The organism is Pseudomonas sp. RL_15y_Pfl2_60, from assembly GCF_963970595.1.
Taxonomy (GTDB): domain Bacteria; phylum Pseudomonadota; class Gammaproteobacteria; order Pseudomonadales; family Pseudomonadaceae; genus Aquipseudomonas.
Window position 1 is genome coordinate 196,495 of record NZ_CAXAOE010000006.1, and the last position, 21,757, is coordinate 218,251.

16 protein-coding genes are annotated in these 21,757 nt (G+C 56.7%); 7 read left to right on the top strand and 9 right to left on the bottom strand.

What is annotated here, in order from left to right:
- Nucleotides 1–137 precede the first annotated feature (137 nt).
- Nucleotides 138–1,169, top strand: a complete 1,032-nt coding sequence (gene rsgA, locus AACY26_RS17335; protein ID WP_339515844.1) for a small ribosomal subunit biogenesis GTPase RsgA — start codon at nucleotides 138–140, stop codon at nucleotides 1,167–1,169.
- A gap of 104 nt (nucleotides 1,170–1,273) precedes the next feature.
- Here the strand turns inward: rsgA and motB are convergent, their stop codons facing one another.
- The gene (gene motB / locus AACY26_RS17340) at nucleotides 1,274–2,299 is read right to left on the bottom strand and encodes a flagellar motor protein MotB (protein WP_339515845.1); all 1,026 of its coding nucleotides are present in this window, start codon (nucleotides 2,297–2,299) and stop codon (nucleotides 1,274–1,276) included.
- 10 nt (nucleotides 2,300–2,309) lie between these two features.
- Nucleotides 2,310–3,161, bottom strand: coding sequence for a flagellar motor stator protein MotA (motA, locus tag AACY26_RS17345; RefSeq protein WP_339515846.1), 852 nt, complete (start codon nucleotides 3,159–3,161; stop codon nucleotides 2,310–2,312).
- A gap of 216 nt (nucleotides 3,162–3,377) precedes the next feature.
- On the opposite strand from motA, the gene AACY26_RS17350 reads away from it, so the two are divergent.
- From AACY26_RS17350 to AACY26_RS17370, 5 genes are all read left to right on the top strand, one after another.
- Complete coding sequence (locus AACY26_RS17350; protein ID WP_339515847.1) at nucleotides 3,378–4,895, top strand: HDOD domain-containing protein; 1,518 nt, start codon at nucleotides 3,378–3,380, stop codon at nucleotides 4,893–4,895.
- 160 nt (nucleotides 4,896–5,055) lie between these two features.
- Nucleotides 5,056–5,871: a rhodanese-like domain-containing protein gene (locus tag AACY26_RS17355; RefSeq protein WP_339515848.1), complete on the top strand. Its 816-nt coding sequence runs from the start codon at nucleotides 5,056–5,058 to the stop codon at nucleotides 5,869–5,871.
- Nucleotides 5,872–5,954: 83 nt separating this feature from the next.
- Nucleotides 5,955–6,833: an archaetidylserine decarboxylase gene (gene asd / locus AACY26_RS17360; RefSeq protein WP_339516109.1), complete on the top strand. Its 879-nt coding sequence runs from the start codon at nucleotides 5,955–5,957 to the stop codon at nucleotides 6,831–6,833.
- A 204-nt stretch (nucleotides 6,834–7,037) separates the two neighbouring features.
- The gene (locus tag AACY26_RS17365) at nucleotides 7,038–8,891 is read left to right on the top strand and encodes a molecular chaperone (RefSeq protein ID WP_339515849.1); all 1,854 of its coding nucleotides are present in this window, start codon (nucleotides 7,038–7,040) and stop codon (nucleotides 8,889–8,891) included.
- A gap of 161 nt (nucleotides 8,892–9,052) precedes the next feature.
- Nucleotides 9,053–11,122, top strand: a complete 2,070-nt coding sequence (locus AACY26_RS17370) for an EAL domain-containing response regulator (protein ID WP_339515850.1) — start codon at nucleotides 9,053–9,055, stop codon at nucleotides 11,120–11,122.
- A 34-nt stretch (nucleotides 11,123–11,156) separates the two neighbouring features.
- Here the strand turns inward: AACY26_RS17370 and thpR are convergent, their stop codons facing one another.
- Both thpR and serB read right to left on the bottom strand, forming a co-directional pair.
- A complete protein-coding gene (gene thpR, locus AACY26_RS17375; protein WP_339515851.1) occupies nucleotides 11,157–11,687 on the bottom strand; it encodes an RNA 2',3'-cyclic phosphodiesterase in 531 nt (176 codons plus the stop codon).
- A 34-nt stretch (nucleotides 11,688–11,721) separates the two neighbouring features.
- A complete protein-coding gene (serB, locus tag AACY26_RS17380) occupies nucleotides 11,722–12,936 on the bottom strand; it encodes a phosphoserine phosphatase SerB (protein ID WP_339515852.1) in 1,215 nt (404 codons plus the stop codon).
- Nucleotides 12,937–13,237: 301 nt separating this feature from the next.
- Between serB and AACY26_RS17385 the strand changes: the two genes are divergently transcribed.
- The gene (locus AACY26_RS17385; RefSeq protein ID WP_339515853.1) at nucleotides 13,238–14,812 is read left to right on the top strand and encodes an AhpA/YtjB family protein; all 1,575 of its coding nucleotides are present in this window, start codon (nucleotides 13,238–13,240) and stop codon (nucleotides 14,810–14,812) included.
- 229 nt (nucleotides 14,813–15,041) lie between these two features.
- On the opposite strand, the gene AACY26_RS17390 is transcribed toward AACY26_RS17385, so the two are convergent.
- The 5 genes from AACY26_RS17390 to parE form a co-directional block, all read right to left on the bottom strand.
- Nucleotides 15,042–15,746, bottom strand: a complete 705-nt coding sequence (locus AACY26_RS17390) for a PqiC family protein (protein WP_339515854.1) — start codon at nucleotides 15,744–15,746, stop codon at nucleotides 15,042–15,044.
- Nucleotides 15,747–16,048: 302 nt separating this feature from the next.
- The gene (gene parC / locus AACY26_RS17395; RefSeq protein WP_339515855.1) at nucleotides 16,049–18,298 is read right to left on the bottom strand and encodes a DNA topoisomerase IV subunit A; all 2,250 of its coding nucleotides are present in this window, start codon (nucleotides 18,296–18,298) and stop codon (nucleotides 16,049–16,051) included.
- 7 nt (nucleotides 18,299–18,305) lie between these two features.
- On the bottom strand, nucleotides 18,306–18,830 hold the full coding sequence (locus AACY26_RS17400; RefSeq protein WP_339515856.1) for a retropepsin-like aspartic protease family protein: 525 nt from the start codon (nucleotides 18,828–18,830) through the stop codon (nucleotides 18,306–18,308).
- Nucleotides 18,827–19,828 carry an esterase-like activity of phytase family protein gene (locus tag AACY26_RS17405; RefSeq protein ID WP_339515857.1) on the bottom strand — a complete coding sequence of 334 codons (1,002 nt, stop codon included), beginning with the start codon at nucleotides 19,826–19,828 and terminating at the stop codon, nucleotides 18,827–18,829. Before AACY26_RS17405 ends, AACY26_RS17400 begins: the two co-directional genes overlap by 4 nt.
- Nucleotides 19,825–21,714, bottom strand: coding sequence for a DNA topoisomerase IV subunit B (parE, locus tag AACY26_RS17410; RefSeq protein ID WP_339515858.1), 1,890 nt, complete (start codon nucleotides 21,712–21,714; stop codon nucleotides 19,825–19,827). Before parE ends, AACY26_RS17405 begins: the two co-directional genes overlap by 4 nt.
- Between the last annotated feature and the right edge of the window lie 43 nt (nucleotides 21,715–21,757).

Below are 21,757 nucleotides of genomic sequence, written 5' to 3' on the forward strand. Positions count from 1 at the left end.
TTATTGCCTGACTTTGTCGGCTGATGCGCTGCACAGTTTAGCCGGAGCACAAGCCTTTGCCTTGCCCGTGCTAGAATCACCGGCGAAATAAACGGCTGCAACTCTGCCCCCTTAAGCAACATACCTTCGGAACCTTCATGGCCAAACGCCAACTCAATCGCCGGCAAAACTGGCGCATCGAAAAAATCCAGGGCGAGCGTGCTGCCCGCGCCGCCAAGCGCGAATCACAAGCACTGCAAACGCTGGAAGGCGGCGACCTTGGCCCAGAGCAAACCGGGTTGGTCATCGCTCATTTCGGCGTTCAGGTCGAAGTCGAAGCGCTCGAAGGAGAAATGGCCGGCCAGGTCTTTCGCTGCCACCTGCGCGCCAACCTGCCGACCATGGTCACCGGTGATCGTGTGGTCTGGCGTCCAGGCAACCAGGGCATTGGCGTTATTGTTGCGCAACTTGCGCGCAACACTGAGCTGTGCCGTCCAGACACCCGCGGCCAGCTAAAACCGGTGGCGGCCAATGTTGATTTGATCGTCATTGTTTTTGCCCCCCTGCCAGAACCCCATGCCAACCTGATCGACCGCTACTTGGTCGCCGCCGAGCACGCTGGCATCCGCCCGCTGCTATTGCTCAACAAGGCTGACTTGATTGACGAACAAAACGCGGTTGCACTCAATGCAATGCTCGCGGTCTATCGCCAGCTGGGTTATCCGCTACTTGAGGTCTCGGCTCATCAGGGTGACGGCATGGAGCAACTTATGCAGCAGCTTGACGGCCATGTCAGCGTGTTCGTCGGCCAGTCCGGCGTTGGCAAGTCATCGCTGGTCAACAGCTTGCTGCCTGAAGTTGAAACCCGCGTCGGCCCGCTGTCCGAGTTGACCGGCAAAGGCACTCACACCACAACCACGGCGCGCCTGTTCCACTTCCCGGGCGGTGGCGAATTGATCGACTCCCCCGGAATTCGCGAGTTTGGCTTGGTCCATGTCAGCCGTGACGACGTTGAAGCTGGGTTTATCGAGTTCCACGAACTGCTCGGCCACTGCCGCTTTCGTGACTGCAAGCATGACCGAGAGCCAGGCTGCGCGTTACTCAAGGCGCTTGAAGAAGGCCGTATCCAGCCGCAACGCATGGCCAGCTACCGGCATATTCTGGCGAGCCTGCCTGAAGACGAGTATTAAAGAACAGGGCCTGCGCCCGGTGATGCCGGATCAGAATGCTCATGCATCACTCACCAGACAAACAAAAGCCGCGAAAACTCGCGGCTTTTGTTTGTCTGTCACTGCTAAAGCTCGGGCTTGTCGACCTTGAGCGTTCCGTCTTCAAAGATATTCAGACGCTGCTTGATTTCCTCAGAGGGCAAAATATCCTGGGGCGCAGGGCTCTCGGCATCAGGTGTGGCTGAAGCATCAGGCTGGTTAGCGTCCCCGGTGCCCTGCGCGCCATCAATGGCGCGCTGCGCCCGCTTGGTCAACACCACGATATCGATGCGTCGGTTGACTGGATTGAACGGGTCTTCACGATCAAACAGCGCTGAAGAGGCGTAACCCACCACCCGCGCTACCTTATCCGGGTCATACCCGCCCTCGACCAGCACTCGGCGCGCCGCGTTGGCGCGATTGGCCGACAATTCCCAGTTACCAAAGCCACCAGTACCAGCAAAGGGCTTGGCGTCGGTATGGCCGCTGACACTGATTTTGTTCGGCACCGCGTTGATGGTGTCGGTCAGCGCTAGCAGGATATCTTCGAAGTAGGGTTGCAGACGTGCGCTGCCGATGGCGAACATGGGCCGATTCTCGGCATCCATGATCTGGATACGCAAGCCATCCTGGGTGATTTCAAAGAGGATCTGATCCTTGAAATTACGCAATTGCGGGTCTTCGTTGACCTTATTTTGCAACTCCTGCAGCAACAGTTCCAGCCGTTCACGCTCCATCTGCTCGGCAATGCTTTCAGCCTTTTGCGGGTCAACCGAAGTGGAGTCGGCGTCCTCAGGCTGCACATCGGTAGCACTTTCCGACTCCTGGGGCTGCATCTCAGGATTCAATGTGCGGTCAGGCGAAGGGGTTGGCGAACCACCCAGATCAATCACATAAGGACTGGCACTTTCAGTGAAGCCAATCGGGTCTTGAAAGTAGCCGGAGATCAGCTTTTTCTGTTCAGGCGTGGCCGACGACATCAGCCACATGACCATAAAGAACGCCATCATCGCGATTGCGAAGTCGGCAAAGGCAATTTTCCAGGCACCACCATGCCCGCCGCCAACGACTTTCTTGACGCGTTTTACAATGATTGGCTGATTATTCTCCATGACTCAGCCTTTAATTCCCACGCATGGCCTGTTCAAGCTCGATAAAGCTTGGGCGGTGCGCCGGGTACAAGACTTTACGGGCGAACTCGACAGCCAGTGATGGCGGCATGCCGGAAGCAGACGCGACCAAACCCGCCTTGATCGCCTCATAGACGTTGACCTCCTCCTTGGCGTCATGGTCAAGAGAACTGGCCAGCGGGCCAAAAAAGCCGTACGAAGCCAGGATACCCATGAAGGTACCCGCCAATGCAGTACCGACCTTTTCACCGATCTCGGCGTTATTGGCTTCGGCCAGAACTGACATGGTAATCACGATCCCCAATACAGCAGCGACGATACCCATTGCCGGCAAGCCGTCGGCAATCTTCGCAACAGCATGGCTGGGATGCTCAAGCTCTTCTTTGAGGCTGGCGATTTCCATGTCGAACAAACCCTCAAGCTCGTGCGGCGCCATATTGCCGGACGACATGATGCGCAGGTAATCACAGATGTACGCCGTCATCCGCTCATCCTTGAGGATCGCCGGGTACTTGCTGAATATCGGGCTTGCCGCTGGGTCTTCAACATCGGCCTCAATGGCCATCATGCCTTCGCGCCGGCTTTTGTTAAGAATTTCGTAGATCAGTTTCAGCACATCCAGGTAATAGGCGTGCGTGAAGCGCGAGCTGAACATTTTCAACGACTTCTTGAACACCTGCATAAAGGTGCTGCCAGGGTTCGCCTGGAGGAATGCCCCCAAAGCCGCGCCCCCGATAATCAGCACCTCGAAAGGATGCACCAATGCCATGACATGGCCGCCAGACATGATGAAACCACCCAAGACGCTGGCGAACACCACTATGATGCCGATGATTTTTGCCATAATTTAAAACTTATCTGACCTGAAGTAAGGGAACGACCGAAAACCAACCCACGATGAACAAACAAGGTAGCAGGCTCCATGAGCACGACAGCGTTCGCTGGCGCGACTGGTTTTTCAAGCCTGTTACTCGGAATAATTAAAACAGCTCTTCTCTATATCGGAAGAATTGCGCGAGACTATAGTCAGTAAATAATAAAAGCCAGTTTGGCCCACCCAATGCCTAATCAAATTGCTAGACCGCGCACATTGAATGCATGGCTGGAGCTGTTAGAAAAACAGCCGCTGCCGGTACAGATTGAAAGCCGACAAAAAGTTCTGGCAGCGCTGACTGACAGCCGCCGTTCTTTGCGCGAAATAGCTGAATTGATTCAAAGCAGCCCAGCCTTGGCAATTAGCGTCCTGCGCGAAGCCAATACCTCGGAAAACAGCCTGGGCGAGCCGTCTGAAAGCCTCGAAAACGCACTCAACAGGCTTGGACTGCAGCGCACGCAAACCCTGCTTGAGCGCCTACCGGCCTTGAGGCGTGAAGAAATCCCGCTCGCATTGCGCCAAATCCAATTGATTAGCCAGCACGCCTCCCAGCAAGCAAGCGGCCTGTTTTCTAGCCGTCTGGCTCGGCTGTGGCAGGAGATTCACTGGGGAAGCCTGTTATTTCTGGCCCCGGCCTGGGCACTGATATCGGCCTATCCAGAATTGCTCAGCACCTGGGAGCAACGCGTGCTGGTTGAGGCCGAGCCCGCGCAAAAAGTCGAAATCGATATGCTGGGCGTGCCCCTGCTCCAGCTTTGCCTGGCCCTGGCCGAACGCTGGAAGCTGCCTGAATGGATTTGCTACAGCTACCGGCTGCTGCTCAATGACCGGCGGTTTCTGGCCAAAGCCCTGTTGATTGCTCGCGACAACGAACACCCATTGCACCAACAGCAATGCCTGGATGCGGACCCCGATCTGCAACGCTGGCTTGGCCAACCCGCCAACTGCATTCTCCTGGCCAACGGCCTGGCACTTTCAGCACACCACGCCTGGGATGGCCCACACAGCCTGCGCTGGCAGCAACTTACCGGTTTGTACTTGCAAGCTCCGGTTGCAGACCTGCAACAGTGGGTTCACCAACAAGCCGCTATCAGTGCGCGCAAACTGGTGACCACCGACCTTTGGCACCCAGCTCAAGCAATGCTTTGGCCTTGGCACGTCAGCCACCTGCAATCAGCCAAGCCGCCACCGGCCAGTGCTATCGACAAGGACGACTGGCGCCAACTCTGCCAGCAACTGCTCAGCGAGCCGAGTGCGTTTAACAATGTCCTGCAACTTACCTCCTGCGCCAGCCGCGCGCTGCACGCCAGCGGCATGCAGCGCGTCTTGCTGCTTTTGGCTGATCGCACACAAGGCAAGCTGGTCGCGCAACACCCCATTGGCCTCAATCAAACAGCCAACGGTCTGAGTCTTGATCCGCAACATAGCCAGGTGATCCGCACCCTGCTGAGCAAACCCGGCCAGCTTCGTCTGACCCCTGAAAATATGGCGCAGTTCTCGGCCCGCCTGCCCGGCGCGCTCAAGGAGCTATTTGCTGGCGAACATTTGTTGCTCAGGTCACTGGGCGCCAATGGCCGTGTGGTGATGATCGCGATCAGTGATTGCGGCGGTGCTGCGCTTGATGAGAGCCGCCTGCAACTCTTCGCCAAGACCAGCCAATGCATTGAGCGCGCAATCAGTAACTTCGCCAATCGCCGACGTTAAGCGGGCCGCAAAGATGCCGAGCACTCAGGCTTGACGCCTGCTCAGACCGCAACAGCGCAGCGGCAGAAACCTCTCGAATACTTGTTGTTCGAAGCTTATCCAGCCTTTCCGTTACAATGGCGCCCATTACCCCATCAGCAACCTATAACTGAGGTCCGGCATGTCCGCCTTCGCTGAACTCCCACTGGTTATTGAGCCTGCCGAGCTGGCCAGCCGCCTTGACGCACCTGAACTGATACTGGTCGATCTCACCAGTGCAGCGCGTTACGCATCCGGGCATATTCCTGGTGCCTACTTTGTCGATCCCAAGCAAACGCAACTGGGCCTGCCGCCAGCGCCCGGCCTGCTGCCTGATCAGGAAAGCCTGGAGCAGATGTTTAGCGAACTGGGGCATAATCCTAACGCCGTTTATGTGGTGTATGACGATGAGGGCGGTGGCTGGGCCGGACGTTTTATCTGGTTGCTCGACGTCATTGGACACAGCAACTATCACTACCTTGATGGCGGCTTGCTTGCCTGGCTCGCAGAAAGCCGTGAAGTCAGCCTCGTCCAACCGGCGCTGCACGACACCAAGGTTGAACTGACGCTTGATGAGAGCCCAATCGCCAGCCGCGAATACCTGCAAAGCCGCCTCGGCGCCAGCGACTTGGCGATTTGGGATGCGCGCGGGCCGAGCGAATACAGTGGCGAGAAAGTGCTGGCAGCCAAAGGCGGGCATATTCCTGGAGCTATCAACTTTGAATGGACCGCAGGCATGGACCCGGCTCGCTCGCTGCGCATTCGTCGAGACATGGCCGAGGTACTACACAAACTCGGTATCACGCCCGACAAAGAAGTGATTACCCATTGCCAGACGCACCATCGCTCGGGCTTTACCTACTTGGCCGCAAAAGCCCTGGGCTACCCCAATGTCAAAGCCTATGCCGGCTCCTGGGGCGAATGGGGCAACCACCCCGATACCCCGGTAGAATGCTGAGCCATCACGTATACGCACATTAGATTAGTCTGTGCAGTGCTTGCAGCATCGCGGCACTGCACAATCAAGAACGTCCCTAAGGAATTGCAATGAAACAACGCCTGTTCATCATCAGCCAATATTTGCTGCCGCATCATTTATTGTCGCGGCTGATTGGCTGCGCTGCTGAGTGCCGTACAGCCTGGTTCAAAAACCGCCTGATCAACTGGTTCATCAAGCGTTACAACGTCGACATGAGCCAGGCACAGGTCGAAGACCCAACGGCTTTCGAGCATTTCAACGCATTCTTCACCCGCGCACTGAAAAACGATGCCCGTCCGCTCGACGCCAGCAGTGAGGCTGTGCTCTGCCCGGCAGACGGTGCCATCAGCCAGCTCGGTAAAATCGAGCACGGTCGGATATTCCAGGCCAAGGGGCACAGTTTCAGCGTAGTGGAACTGCTGGGCGGCGATACCCAACTGGCGAGCCCTTTCATGGGCGGCGAGTTCGCAACGGTTTACCTGTCGCCTAAAGACTATCATCGCGTGCACATGCCCCTGACTGGCACACTCAAGCAGATGGTTTATGTACCGGGCCGCCTGTTCTCGGTCAACCAGACCACAGCTGAAAATGTGCCAGAACTGTTCGCCCGCAACGAACGTGTGGTTTGCCTGTTTGATACCGAACGCGGCCCAATGGCCGTGGTATTGGTTGGTGCAATGATCGTCGCCTCGGTCGAAACCGTCTGGGCTGGCCTGGTTACGCCACCGAAGCGTGAGCTGAAAACCTTTGCCTACGATGAAGCTGCACGGGCACCCATCCATCTTGAAAAAGGCGCTGAAATGGGTCGCTTCAAACTGGGCTCGACTGCCGTTGTATTGTTTGGCCCTGAACAGGTTAAATGGTGCGAAGATCTGAGCGCAGGCAGCAGTGTGCAAATGGGCCAGCTCATGGGCTCCAAAGCGCTGAAAGCAGGCGTATAGACACCACGCTTCAATGAATAGTGTACAGTTACAAAAACGCTCGCTCAGGAAATACCGAGCGAGCCTGAGCAATACAAGGCTATGCAGCGGGTCGCACTAATAGCGTTGCGACTCAACAACATACAAGTCGCTTTTTACCCATGTCACGCAAGGATGCTGCTAGGGTTTCTAGTATAACCACTAGAATGTTGGCTTTTTGCCAGCATGGAGTATCCAGGTTTGACTGAGACACAAGCACCGCACCTCTTGCTTCGCGTTTCGACGCCGAAAAATCAGAGCCTGTCGTTCTGTGACTCTACGCCGCGTGACCTCAAACGCTGGATTGCGCACCTGCCCAAAGCCAATATTGGCGAGACAGCTCGCCAGCTTTATCAGGCACTGGTCGAAATCAACCAACTGCTGACCCCTTCTGACAATCGCTTGCAGCTTTTGGAATTACTGCGCCCTGAAGTGCACTACGTTTGCCAGCATCTGGAAAAGCATTTCCTCAACCAAGCCATCGTCCTTGATGAGCGCCCACGCAAGGTTGCCAACCTTTGCCAGGCCCTGCAAAACCACCTGGCCAACGGCTACAAGCTGGTTATCTCGCGCAACGTCAGTAAAACCAGCAAAGAGTCTAGGCAGTTGCTGACAATCGCCCTGCAGCGTGCGATTCACAGCCTTTGCGGTCCACTGGTGCGTGCCAGCCAACTGTATTGCCCTGTCCCTGAAGGGCTGTGGTTTGAGCTGCATCAGCTGTATTTGCTTGCCAGGCAGCATGGCTTGAAAAACATCGTGGTACGCGATCCCTTGGCTAGACACAGCCAAGGGCTGAGCGTCGAGCAAAACTACATTGTCGCGGCATTGATCGGCTGCTCGCGCTGTAACCAGATGCGCCAGAGCGCGATTGCACGTGTAGCCGAAGCACTTGAGCAATGGAGCACATTGGTCAACATCGAGGACGGCAACGACCCTGAAAGCCTGTTCGCCATTGCCAGCCAGCTTGATGGCCCGCCTCGCTACACCTCGTTATTTCAAAGCAAAGACCTGCAGGTTGCGATCGGCATCGACACCCATCCGCTGGTCGATGCACTCAAGGAACACCTGCTTCTTGCGCCCGAGGCGGCAGGCAAGTCACGCCTCCTGGTGCCTGAAGGCTTGAGCATCGACCTTTTGCAGCACCTGAGCGCCGCCTGGGGCGATATTTCCGAGCGCACCTTTCAGCGCAGCGCAGGCCAAGGGTCGTTGAACCTGTGCATCGGCATGAGTGCATTGCACTACTTCATCGCTAACAAGCGCACATTTGCCGAGATTCTCAAGCTACCGGTAGAAGCCAGCAAAGTTGAATTTAAAGAATCAACGGGCAAGCCAGACATCTGGTCAAACGCTTTCGACGCCCAGAAAAACCCCTCTTGGGATCATGGCCTGCCTTTAGAAGAAATCGAGTACGAAAAACCTCAAGCCCACGCCCATGCCCATGCCAGCGAGCCAAATGAGCCCGCCCGGCTGGACGCCGAGAGCCCGCAAGTTTTCCCTACGTTCGAACTGCCCATCATCAACCTCAGCCCAGGCGGTTATTGCCTGACCTGGCCAAAGGAAGTCCCCAGCCAGCTACAAGCAGGGGAGCTGCTGGGTATTCAAGACTCTCCAGGGCAGGCCTGGAGCATAGCCGTGGTGCGCTGGATACGTCAGGCACGCGGCGGCGGGACCCAGATGGGGATTGAACTGATGGCCCCTCACGCCCAGCCTTGCGGCCTGCAGCTCATCCGTAAAAGCGAGCAAAACAGCAGTTATCTACGCGGGTTATTGTTGCCTGAAATCAGTGCCATATCGCGCCCGGCCTCGGTCCTGGTACCGCGTCTTCCGTTCCAGGAAGGCAACAAAGTGATGGTCAACATAGCGGGTGTGGAGCATCGCGCCGTGCTGGGCCAGAAGCACGCCTCGACCGGCAGTTTCAATCAATTTGAATACCGCCTAAGCAGCCTTGCAACTGAAGATCCCGGGAAGCCCGTCACACCAGCGGGAAGCCAACGCACCGGTTCAGAGGAAGACTTTGACTCACTCTGGAAGTCGCTGTAGATTCCGTGCATCTTCACTCATTCAGTGAGCCGCCAGCGTAACTAATCCGGTGTGGAAGCTTCGGTTTGCAGCATTGGGCCCAGCGCACAATAACCGAACCTGCACTGATGATTAACCCTTGGCCGAGTGCTCGAATACCTTGGCGCAGATCGAACTGAACAATGGCCATCGAAAAAAAGACAATCCGCCTACTGATTCTCGAAGACTCGCAAAATGAGGCCGAACGCCTTGTCAGCCTATTTCGCAACTCGGGCAGCGCAACACGCGTCCACCGCCTGACCTCCAGCGATGATCTCAATGAAGTGCTGCAACAAACCTGGGATCTGTTGATTTGCGCACCCAGCAGCGAACAGCTATCGCCAACCGAGGCCATCAGCACTATTCGACGGCTTGCCAAGGACGTCCCGGCAATACAATTACTGGCCGATAATGATTCCGACAGCATCACCGAAGCCCTGACCATGGGCGCGCAGGATGCCTTGCCGCAAGGTGATGATGAACGCCTGATCCTGATCGCCAAGCGCGAGTTGCAAAACCTTGAAGAGCGTCGCGCTCGCAGGCGCGCCGAGGTGGCTCTGCGTGAAGCGGAGAAGCGCTGTCAACTGCTACTTGAAAGCTCAGTTGATGCCATTACCTACGTGCATGACGGCATGCATATCTATGCCAACCGCGCTTACCTGGAACTCTTCGACTACGAAGATGCCGACGAGCTTGAAGGCATGCCGATGATCGATTTGATCGACAGCGGCGACCAGGGCGAATTCAAGAACTTCCTGAAAAACTACGCAGACAGCGAAAGCACGACCGAATTCAAGTTCACTGGGGTTAAAGCTGGCGGCAAGCGATTCAAGGCGCGCATGAGCTTTCTGCCTGCCACCTATGATGGTGAGCCCTGCACCCAAGTGGTCATTCGCTCGGATGCCGATAACAGCGAACTCGAAGAAAAGCTGCGTGAAATCAGCAGTCAGGACCTGGTCACCGGGCTGTTTAATCGCCCCCATTTCCTGGAACTGATTGATACCGCCGCAGATCGTGCTGTAAATGCAGGGCAACCCTCCAGCCTGGCCTATATCCGGCTTGATCAGTATGCGGCGCTGCTGGCAGATATTGGCATTGCCGGTATCGATATGCTGCTGGCCGACCTCGCCAGCCTGCTGCGCACCCATTTTGCCGGCGAGGCACAGCTGGCACGTTTCGGCGATGATGTATTTGCAGCCTTGCAGTTGGGCGTCACCCCCGAACAAGCAGAGCCTGGCCTCAAGGTTCTGTTGAAAAAAGTGGAAGGCCACCTTTTTGACGTAAACGGTCGTACCGCGCAAACCACCTTGTCAATTGGTGTTGCCGGGCTCAATGAGACCACGCCGAAAGGACAAATCGTTGTTGATCGAGCGCACCGCTGCGCCGATGAGCAAGAACAGGGCAACAACCTCAAGCTGTTCAACCCGGCTGATGTAATAGCGGCGGCGGCGAATCGTGGTGACGTTGTGGCCATGATTAAACAGGCACTGGATAACAACGGCCTGCGCTTGTTGTTCCAACCCATTATCAGCCTGCGCGGAGATAGCCAGGAGCACTACGAAGTGCTGTTGCGCATGCTCAACTCCAAGGGTGAGGAAGTCCAACCGACCGAATTCCTCGCCGATGCGGTTTCGGCGGGGCTGGGCGAAAAGCTCGATCGCTGGGTGATTCTAAATGCAATCAAGCAACTCACCGAGCATCGCAGTAACGGCCATAACACACGCCTGTTTGTGCATTTATCGAGCGCCAGCCTGCAAGACCAGACGCTGTTGCCATGGCTAAGCGTTGCCCTCAAGGCCGCACGCCTGCCTTCAGACGCCCTGGCCTTCCAACTTAGCGAAACCGATGCCGTCACCTACCTCAAGCAGGCGAAAGCCTTGACCCAGGGTCTCAACGAACTGCACTGCAAAGTGGCCCTCAGCCAATTTGGCTGCGCACTCAATCCATTCAACTCGCTCAAGCACCTGCATATTGACTTCGTAAAGATCGACGGTTCATTCAGCCAGGACCTCAACCGCCCTGAGAATCAGGAAGCACTGAAAACCCTGCTGGACAGCTTGCACTCCCAAGCCAAGCTGACCATCGTCCCTTTTGTTGAGTCAGCCACGACGCTCTCGACTCTCTGGCAAGCCGGCGTCAATTACATTCAAGGTTTCTATTTGCAGGGGCCGACCCAGGCGATGAACTACGACTTCGCACCAGACGACGAGTAGTCAAGACAAGGCCCTCTGGCTCAGCACTTCAGGGCTAGAGCGGCCACTGCGCAAGTGCCCGATAACGCCCCTTGTAAGACTCATACAAAACAAAGTGGTCGGTCTTGAGCCAGAACTCTGGAGGCGTAACCGCCTCTGGAACCGCCATTTTGTAATCTCGAGACAAGGTCAGGTGCGCACGAAACTCACGCGCGCCCAACACCAGGCCAAAAGGCAGTAGCGCCTGTTCCAGTGCATAGACCAAACACCCTAGTGCTGGTGGAGGATCTTGTGGTGCCAACAGCAAAATATTGGATTGGCGCCAGACGTCCAAGGTATCCAGACAAACACTCAAGGGTTTGTTACTAACTGGCATCGAGTCAATTGCTGCGCAGATTGCGCCAATCATGCTGACTGGCACCGAGCCGAGAAACGCCAGGGTCAGGTGGAAATTCTCAGCAGCAACCGGTCGACCGGAGCGCAGTTGCAAATGCCGGCGCCACTGCGAAATAGCGCTACGCTGCGCGGCGGAGCAAGGCAAGGCGAAGAACAAGCGCTTACTAGGCTCAGCACTCAGCACAGACATCGCCCCTCCAATCCCGCAGCCGCGCTAACACCGATTACTCCAGGCCGTCGCGGTCACGGAAACCAAGTAGGTATAAAATCCCGTCAAGGCCCAGGGTCGAGATCGCTTGCTTGGCGGACTGCTTCACCAGTGGTTTGGCGCGAAATGCCACGCCAAGCCCAGCAATCGCCAGCATTGGCAAGTCATTGGCACCGTCACCCACGGCGATGGTTTGCTCTAGGCGTAAGCCTTCTTTGTCAGCGAGCAAGCGCAACAGGTCAGCTTTACGTTGGGCATCAACAATGGGCTCGACCGCCACGCCCGTGACCAGGCCGTCGACAATTTCCAGCTCATTGGCGTAAACGTAGTCAATGCCCAGCTTGGCCTGCAACTGCTTGGCAAAATAGCTGAAACCGCCAGACAGGATCGCCGTCTTATAACCCAGGCGACGCAGCTCGCTGAACAGCGTCTCGGCGCCTTCGGTCAGGCGCAATGAAGCGCCAATTTCGCTTAATACCGACTCCGGCAAGCCTTTTAGCAAGGCCAGGCGCTCCTTGAAACTGGCAGCGAAATCCAGCTCACCACGCATTGCCCGCTCGGTGATTTCAGAAACCTGATCCCCCACACCCGCTGCTTTTGCCAGTTCATCAATGACTTCAGCCTCGATCAGTGTCGAGTCCATGTCGAACACGGCCAAGCGACGGTTGCGGCGAAACAGCGAGTCGCTCTGGAAGGCGATGTCGACATTCAGCTCCTGCGCCACGCTGAGGAACTCAGCGCGCAATGCCGCAGGGTCGGCTGGCTCGCCACGTACGGAAAACTCAATGCAGCCCTTGCCCTGCTCAGCGGGCATGTCCAACGGCATACGCCCGGAAAGGCGGTCGATATGATCGATATTCAAGGCATATTTGGCGGTGATTGCACTCACCCGCTGCAGCTGTTCAGCCGTGACCTTGCGTGTAAGCAGGGTCACGATGTGACGCGCCTTGCCCTGGCCATCGACCCAAAGCTGATAGTCGGCTTCGGAAACAGGCGTGAAGCGCACCTGCTGATCCAGCTCATAAGCGCTGAACAATACATCTTTGAGCACTGAAGAGCCGCGCTCGGTATCAGGAATCTCGACCAGAATGCCAAACGACAAGGTGTCGTGAATGACCGCCTGGCCAATATCAAGAATATTGACGCCACCCTGGGCCAATACCCCTGTGATGGCGGCAGTGAGACCGGGACGATCTTCACCGGTAATGTTGATCAGGACGATTTCGCGCAAGGCGCACCCTCCGAGGCTCAAGAAGTTATAAACAGCCGAAAATGACCGTTAAGACAATTAGTGACGTGCAAAACAGGACGCCAAACGATGATAGCTAGACGAAAAAAGCACTTTCCCAGTCTATTTCGGCACCCACAAAGCCTGACGAATAGTTTTTCAACAGGCGGTTATACCCAGCAGGGCCGGTGAAGCGCTCACATTCTACCCACTTTCCTGGCAATTCGGACATGCGCAGTGCTTTGCCGTACGCGGGGCGCTCGCTATACTGCGCGGCATCTTCAGTCGACAAGAATCGAGCGCTGTGAACCGGCCCGCCCCCGTGAAATCCGATAATTTCTTTATCTTGCTTTTCCAGGCACTGCGCCAACGTCGCGTGCCGCTGGTATTGCGCATCGCTAGCCACAGCTTATTGCTCGTCGCCATGGCGTTGGTCATCTATGCCTGGGTGATAGGCATGCAATTCAAGCAGGCCATGCAGCAACAAGCTGAAGCCTTGGGCACCAGCTTGATCACCCAGACCGCATCCTCTGCCACTGAGCTGCTGGTTTCCAACGATATTCTCAGCCTTAACGTGCTGCTAAATAACCTGGTGAAGAACCCGCTGGTTGCCCATGCCGCCATTTATAGTGTCGACAACCGCATTCTTGCCGAGGCAGGCTCACGCCCAAGCCAGGGCATGCTGGGCGAGACAGAAGGCCTGTACTCGACCCCCATTACCTTTCAAGAAGTGATCGCCGGACAGCTGCGCATCAGCCTGGACATGCGCCAGTTTGAACAGCCCATGACCATTAGCCTGCAAAGCATGGGTATTCTCAGCCTGATTTTGCTGGCGTTGGCCCTGACCCTGAGCCTGCGCCTGGGCCGGTATATTTCAACGCCCCTGTTGCAGCTGCGCGTGTGGCTACGTGACCCTGATGACCCGGCCCCCGGCGCTGGCCGCCAGGATGAAATTGGCGATCTCGCTCGCCAACTGCAAGCCCGACTGGTACCGGCCAAACCTGAACCGGAGCACGAACTGGAACCAGAAGACCTGTACGAAGATGCGGACTATGACGACGAGCATGACGCAGATGAGCTGGCCTACGATGATGACGCCGATGAGCCTGGGTTCTCGATGCCCAACCTCAGCGCCAAAGACGATGACCTGCACGACTTTGACGAGCCTGAGTCACGTCCAGTAGCGAGCCAATCGACATCGGCAACGCAGCACGCCAAGCCCGACCCCTTTGCGGACTTGCACGATATCGACGAGCCAGAAGACGACGTGGCTGCAAAACCTGCCGCCTTCAGCGCAACAGCCGCCAAGACATCCCAGCCAAGCGCGGTGCTGGCAATTCAGCTAGGCGCGCAAGAACAGCTGCGCCGCCTGCCACGCGCGCGCCTGATGGATTTGCTGAAGCGTTATCGCGACTGTTTGGAGCGCGCGGCAAACCTCTATCAAGCTGAGCTGCACACACTCAAGGACGGCAGCAGCCTGATGCTGTTCCACCATCAGGACAGCGGCGAAGAGTTCCTGATTCACGCCATTTGCTGCGGCGAGCTGATGCGTGCACTCGGTCACGCCTTGCAAATCGAGGTTGCCGACAGCGGCATCACCTTGCAGCTGCAACTGGGCATGACCCTGGGCGAAGACCTGGTGGACCTTAGCCAGGGTGAGTTGCTGCTCAACGAAACCTCCCAGGACGCTCTGGCATTATCACAACACAGCCGTAACTTGCTGCTGGTTGAACGTGGCGTCGCTGATGACGAACTGGTTCGCCAACGCGCCCGTACTCGCTCGATTGCCAGCCCTGAAGGTGCCTATTGCGTAGAAAGGCTGCTTGACCCCTATCCGGCCCTGCTGGAGCGTCAGCTAGGCAAGTTACGCGACCACTAAACCACTGAAGATCTACTGCTGGGGCCGCCCAAGCTGAGGCCCCGCAGGGTACGTAACACCAATAAGCTGCTCATTTGCCCCCCTAAAGTCGGACGCGCATTCCAGGCGCTTCTTCCCAGGCTGATGCTCGCTCTTCAAGCCAGCTTGCTTGCACAAGTGCTGTTTATTGCAGGTTGCAAACACAAAAAAACCCGCAATTGCGGGTTTTCAAGTTTGCTGCTAAGCCGTTTTAGAAACGGAACACTTCAGAGTCAATTCGTACCGGCTGAGCCATAGGGATCTTCGGCGGATCTTCTTTCTTGGGCGTGGTCACCGGCGCCTTTTTAGGTGACCGCTCGGCAATTGCCGGGATTTCGCCATCATGGGCCTTGACCGCCGAGGCGACTTGCTCGACCAATTGGCGCATCAGCGTGCTCTGGGCATGTACCTGGTCAGCAATAGAGCCACTGTGAGCCTGCTCAAGACGCACCAATCGACCATCGAGCAATTCACCATTTTTGCCCATCAAGCGCCACTGTGCTTCAAGCACAGCAGGTCGTTGCGGGCCCGAATCAAGCCGGGCAATAGACATCAGAATTTGCACCTGCGGCGTAAAGCCAGGCACCGCAGGCGCCAGCGCCAGACGCTGGCTATTGAGTTGCGAGGACAGTTGCAGGAGCAACTGCTGATCGATATCGGCTGCCAGGCTACCTGCCCAACGCGCGTCTCTCGAAGCGATCAAGCTGCCGTCTTCCTGGCGCTGCAGCAAAGCCTCGCGCTGTAAATAATCAGCGATAGATACCGGGCCCAACAATACCGCCAAACCCTCTTTAGCGGACGGTACCTCAGCGTCGCCACTATCGAGCTGATACAAAGGCACTGGCTGGTAACGTGCACATCCAGCCAACCCGAGTAGAGCTACCAACAGAACCAAGGGGAGTCGTATTGCAATCATCAATATCATCCAGCCAGTCATAAGACCGGTCTATATATCCATAAAGTAAAAATCAAGCACAGGCTAAAACTATAAATTCTTAGCGAACTTAAAACCCTCGATATGACTCGCCTGAAATACAAATACCAACCTTTTGATCAGGTCTACCCCAACCTTTTTGTAGTGGCAATTCACTACTAAATCGGCTAGAGCCATGCCTTGAAAAATGAAACCGCCAGCAGTTTCCAGCGGTCATATCATCCTAGAAAGCAGTGCCAGACTCCAGCGTTGATCTGCCAATCAGTATTTCAGGTGTTACCGCACTACTCAACCAAGAGGCTGTCAACTCGCTGGAAGCCCCGTGGCAGCTTATTACCACGCCGGCCTCGCTCACCCTTGTAATGTTCAAGATCTTCGGCTTTGAGTGACAAAGTGCGCTTGCCTGCTTGCAATACCAGCGTCGCACCAACCGGAAGAACCGCGAGATCTGTCAGGTATTCTTCGCGCGAAGCGACTCGATCTCCCGGGATACCGATAATCTTATTGCCCTTACCTTTACCCAATTGTGGCAAGTCTGCCACCTTGAACAGCAACAACCGACCCTCGGTTGTCACCGCAGCAAGCCAATCATCCTCGCGACTGACCAACGGCTTCGGTGGTATCACTTTCGCACCATTGGGCAGGCTCAGCAGCGCTTTACCCGCCTTGTTCTTGGCTTGCAGGTCTTCGCCTTTAACCACGAAGCCATAGCCCGCATCGGATGCGATCACATACAGCGCCTCATCGTCCGGCAGCATCACACATTCAAAGGTCGCGCCAGGCGGCGGCGTCAAGCGCCCGGTCAGTGGTTCACCCTGCCCGCGCGCCGAAGGCAGTGAGTGCGCAGCCAACGAATAACTGCGCCCGGTAGAGTCGATAAACACGGCAAATTGATTCGAGCGCCCCGGCGCCATGGCCTTGAAACCATCCCCGGCCTTGTACGACAAACCGGTGGCGTCCAGATCATGGCCTTTACCGCATCGTACCCAGCCCTTCTCGGAGATCACAACAGTGACCGGCTCGGCAGGCATGAGCTCGTTTTCAGACAGCGCCTTGGCTTCCGCACGCGCAACAATCGGCGAGCGTCGATCATCACCGTAGGTTTCTGCGTCTTTAATGATTTCGTCACGCACCAGCTTTTTCAGGCGCGCTTCACTGCCGAGCAGCTTGAGCAATTTTTCGCGCTCTTTGGCCAGTTCGTCTTGCTCGCCACGGATTTTCATCTCTTCAAGACGGGCCAACTGGCGCAAACGCGTGTCGAGGATGTAGTCAGCCTGAATATCGGTCAGGGCGAAGCGCTCGATCAGCACTGCCTTGGGCTGGTCTTCAGTCCGGATGATATGAATGACTTCATCCAGATTAAGAAAAGCAACCAATAAACCTTCCAACAGGTGCAAGCGGCGCTCGACCTTGTCCAGGCGGAACTGCAGTCGGCGGCGCACGGTATTGACCCGATACTCCAGCCACTCGCGCAGCAACTGGCGCAGATTCTTCACCTGCGGCTTGCCGTCCAGGCCAATCACGTTGGTGTTGACCCGGTAACTCGACTCCAGCTCGGTGGTGGCGAACAAGTGCTGCATCAGCTCCGCTGCATCAACCCGGTTTGAACGCGGGATGATCACGATACGGCATGGGTTTTCGTGGTCAGATTCATCACGCAGGTCAGCCACCATTGGCAACTTCTTGGCCTGCATTTGCCCGGCAATCTGCTCCAGTACCTTGGACCCCGAAACCTGATGCGGCAGCGAGGTGACAACGATATCGCCATCTTCGATCCGGTAGACCGCGCGCATGCGCACCGAGCCACGACCAGTTTCGTAGATTTTCAGCAAATCCGCCCGTGGCGTAATGATCTCGGCTTCCGTTGGGTAATCCGGGCCCGATACATGCTCACAAAGTTGTTCGACCGTAGCATTGGGCTCGTCGATCAAGCGTACGCATGCAGCGGCAACTTCGCGCAGGTTATGCGGCGGCACATCAGTCGCCATGCCGACAGCAATGCCGGTGGTGCCATTGAGGAGCAAGTTGGGTAAACGTGCAGGCAAGGTTGCCGGTTCATTCATGGTGCCGTCAAAGTTTGGCACCCAATCAACAGTGCCCTGTCCCAACTCGGTCAACAGTACTTCCGAATAGCGTGACAACCGCGCTTCGGTATAGCGCATGGCCGCGAAGGATTTTGGATCATCCGGCGCACCCCAGTTACCCTGGCCATCAACCAGGGTGTAGCGGTAGCTGAACGGCTGGGCCATCAGGACCATTGCCTCGTAGCACGCCGAGTCACCATGCGGATGAAACTTGCCCAGCACGTCACCGACAGTACGTGCCGACTTCTTGTGCTTGGAGTCTGCATCCAGCCCCAGTTCGCTCATGGCGTAGATAATCCGGCGCTGAACCGGCTTCAGACCATCACCAATGTGCGGTAATGCACGGTCCATGATTACGTACATGGAGTAGTTGAGGTAAGCCTGCTCGGTAAAATCGGCAAGGGAGCGGCGCTCAACACCGTCCAGACTCAAATCGAGAGAATCGCTCATGCGTGCCTCATTGCAAGGTTGATTGGCGCAGCAACAATGTGCCGTCGCGCTGGGTAAATTCGAGTTTTTTCAGGGCGCTCATGCCCAACAATACTTCCTCACCGGTCATACCGGGAGCAATCAAAGCGGCGACATCGTGCAGCACGATGTCGCCTAATTTAAGCTGTTTGAGCCGCGTTCTATGGCCCGTGGCCTGGCCATTGGCGGTGCGTACGGTAACCGCTGCACCGGCTGGCAAATCCAATTGGCGGGCAAGTTCTGCCGGAATAGCGACATCGGTGGCGCCGGTATCCAGTAAAAACTCAACGTTTTCACCGTTGATTTGCCCATTTGCGTAATAGTGCCCTTGCCGGCTGCTGGCCAGACGAACTTCGACATAACCATCGGCGTGTATCGATTGCGGATCCCTGTTCGGGTTGCGCTGTTTATCTTCAAAGTTGCCAAAAAAATGCGTCGCAAGGAACAAACCTGCACCCCACGCCAGGAACAGCATCACCCGCCCTGCGCGCTTTCCAGCAGGCTGCGAACTCACTTGCCCTGCCCCCAACCACCTTTCGGCGCGGCAAAGCGCCAAACGACTGGGCGGGCCTCGCCATCGGCACGAACCAGGCCACCGTTATCAACGCCCAGCCATGCGCCTTGTTCATCGATTTGCAGAGCTTCAACCCGCCCGAAAGTGCTTGGGTAGCGTCGCGCATCGGTCAGTACTTCATCGGCAAATGACCAGCAACGCTCAACTTCACCATTACTCAAGGTACGCCGACATATGCGATGCGCCTGACGCTCCAGGGTAAAGAGTTTTTCGGCGTAGTAGCTCACGTCAGAAAAATCCTTGGGTTGTGGTTTTCCGCCAAGCTGTTCCGGCGCAGGCACCTTGCCGCTTTCGCTGAGCAGGACACAGCCACCGGTACACCCCCAAACCGAGTTTTTCTTGTGCAGCACCAACAACCCACGGCGCTGGCGCTCGGCGGCCAGCCACATGCGCTCGCCTTTCGGATCAATTGTGATGCCTTCAAGCAGTGCATTGAAGTGCAGCAGCATGCCACTGCCTCGAGCCTGGCGTACCAATGACTCCGGCAGCCGGACCCACTCTGGATCAGCCGCAACGGGCAACTGCAGCACCGCCATCTTGGCTTCGCTCACCAGGTAACGGTTACCGTTTGAGTCGCAGGTGATGCTCTCAAAATCGAGCGCGCCGCCGCGCACCAGCCCCGTCGCCCAGGCACGCATGCGAATCCCCCAGGGCAAGCCTGAATCGGGTGCGGGCGGTGCCGTAAACAGCTCAGGTTCAGCTTGCCATACCCCTTCACCACCGCTGAGACGGTAGATGCGATCGTCATCCCGGTCTGAAACCGCCCACAAGGCATCACCGCACCAGGCAAAGCCTGACAAATTGCCCGCAGGCATACCATCGACCGGGTGCTCACTGATGAGCTTGAGCGACTCTTCAGGCTGATCCACAGCCAAGGAATCAGCCGCTACAAGCGGCGAGACAGCAAGCAACAGCAGGGCGTAAAGCGTATGCCTCAAAGCAGGACCTCGGCCAGATCACCTTTCGACTCAAGCCATGCCTTGCGATCACCGGCGCGTTTTTTCGCCAGCAGCATGTCCATTATTTCCTGGGTGGCGGGATAATCCTCCAGCGTCAACTGCACCAGCCGTCGAGTGTTCGGGTCCATGGTGGTCTCGCGCAGTTGCGGCGGATTCATCTCACCCAAGCCTTTGAATCGGGTGACCTGCGGTTTGCCGCGACGCTTCTCGGCAACCAGACGATCCAAAATGCCATCACGCTCAGCATCATCAAGGGCGTAGAAAATCTCTTTACCCAAGTCGATCCGGTACAGCGGCGGCATCGCGACGAAGATGTGCCCGGCATCGACCAGGGCACGGAAATGCTGGACAAACAATGCACAGAGCAAGGTCGCGATGTGCAGGCCGTCGGAGTCGGCGTCGGCGAGTATGCAGATCTTGCCGTAGCGCAGTTGCGTCAGATCACTGGAGCCTGGGTCGATCCCGATGGCCACGGCGATGTCGTGCACCTCTTGCGAGGCCAAGACTTCGCTGCCATCGACTTCCCAGGTGTTGAGGATCTTGCCGCGCAACGGCATGATCGCCTGAAACTCTTTGTCACGCGCTTGCTTGGCCGAACCGCCGGCAGAATCACCCTCAACCAGAAACAGCTCGGAGCGCATGGGGTCCTGCCCCGCACAATCGGCCAATTTGCCCGGCAAGGCTGGGCCTTGAGTGATTTTCTTGCGCTCAACCTTCTTACCGGCCTTGAGGCGGCGGTTTGCGTTGCTGATCGCAAGCTCAGCCAACTGCTGGCCAAACTCCGGGTGCGCGTTCAACCAGAGGCTGAAGGCATCCTTGACCACGCCAGAGACAAAGGCCGCAGCTTCACGTGAAGACAAGCGCTCTTTGGTCTGCCCGCTGAACTGGGCGTCCTGCATCTTCATCGACAATACGAAGGCAATCCGCTCCCAAATATCTTCCGGAGCCAGCTTGACCCCACGCGGCAACAGGTTACGAAACTCGCAGAACTCACGCATGGCATCGAGTAAGCCTTGGCGCAAGCCATTTACATGGGTGCCGCCTTGCGCAGTCGGGATCAGGTTGACGTAGCTTTCCTGAACACTGTCGCCACCCTCGGGCAACCACAGCAGCGCCCAGTCGACGGCCTCTTTGTTGCCCGCCAAGCTGCCACAGAATGGCTCATCCGGCAGGCGCGGATACTCGCTGACGGCATCGACCAGATAGGAACGCAAGCCATCTTCAAACAACCACTCGACACGCTCGCCACTGGCCTTGTCTTCAAAGCTGACGCTCAAGCCCGGGCACAATACAGCCTTGGCCTTGAGTACGTGCTTGAGGCGGCTGATCGAAAACTTGGGTGAATCGAAATACTTGCCATCGGGCCAGAAGTGCACGCTGGTGCCGGTATTGCGCTTACCAACAGTGCCGACAACTTCAAGTTCACTGGCCTTGAAGCCATTTTCGAAGGTCATGCGGTATTCGCTGGCATCACGCTTGACCCGCACCTCGACCAAGGTCGATAAGGCGTTGACCACGGAAATACCAACACCGTGCAAGCCACCGGAGAACTGGTAGTTCTTGTTGGAAAACTTGCCGCCAGCGTGGAGCTTGGTGAAAATCAGCTCAACCCCAGGCACCCCTTCATCGGGATGGATATCCACCGGCATACCGCGGCCGTCATCGGTGACTTCGAGGGAGTTATCCTCGTGCAGGATCACCTGAATGCTACGGGCATGCCCAGCGAGCGCCTCATCGACCGAGTTGTCGATGACTTCCTGGGCCAAGTGATTGGGGCGACTGGTATCGGTATACATGCCTGGGCGCTTACGCACCGGGTCAAGACCGGAAAGGACTTCGATGGCATCGGCGTTATAACTGGCCATAGGGTCTCTTAATCATCAGTTAATCGAGAAATTCACAAAGTCG

Excerpts from the sequence above, each read along its gene's own strand:
- rsgA (WP_339515844.1), top strand. The coding sequence starts at position 138 with ATGGCCAAACGCCAACTCAATCGCCGGCAAAACTGGCGCATCGAAAAA.
- motB (WP_339515845.1), bottom strand. The coding sequence starts at position 2,299 with ATGGAGAATAATCAGCCAATCATTGTAAAACGCGTCAAGAAAGTCGTT.
- motA (WP_339515846.1), bottom strand. The coding sequence starts at position 3,161 with ATGGCAAAAATCATCGGCATCATAGTGGTGTTCGCCAGCGTCTTGGGT.
- AACY26_RS17350 (WP_339515847.1), top strand. The coding sequence starts at position 3,378 with ATGCCTAATCAAATTGCTAGACCGCGCACATTGAATGCATGGCTGGAG.
- AACY26_RS17355 (WP_339515848.1), top strand. The coding sequence starts at position 5,056 with ATGTCCGCCTTCGCTGAACTCCCACTGGTTATTGAGCCTGCCGAGCTG.
- AACY26_RS17365 (WP_339515849.1), top strand. The coding sequence starts at position 7,038 with ATGGAGTATCCAGGTTTGACTGAGACACAAGCACCGCACCTCTTGCTT.
- AACY26_RS17370 (WP_339515850.1), top strand. The coding sequence starts at position 9,053 with ATGGCCATCGAAAAAAAGACAATCCGCCTACTGATTCTCGAAGACTCG.
- thpR (WP_339515851.1), bottom strand. The coding sequence starts at position 11,687 with ATGTCTGTGCTGAGTGCTGAGCCTAGTAAGCGCTTGTTCTTCGCCTTG.
- AACY26_RS17390 (WP_339515854.1), bottom strand. The coding sequence starts at position 15,746 with ATGATTGCAATACGACTCCCCTTGGTTCTGTTGGTAGCTCTACTCGGG.
- parC (WP_339515855.1), bottom strand. The coding sequence starts at position 18,298 with ATGAGCGATTCTCTCGATTTGAGTCTGGACGGTGTTGAGCGCCGCTCC.
- parE (WP_339515858.1), bottom strand. The coding sequence starts at position 21,714 with ATGGCCAGTTATAACGCCGATGCCATCGAAGTCCTTTCCGGTCTTGAC.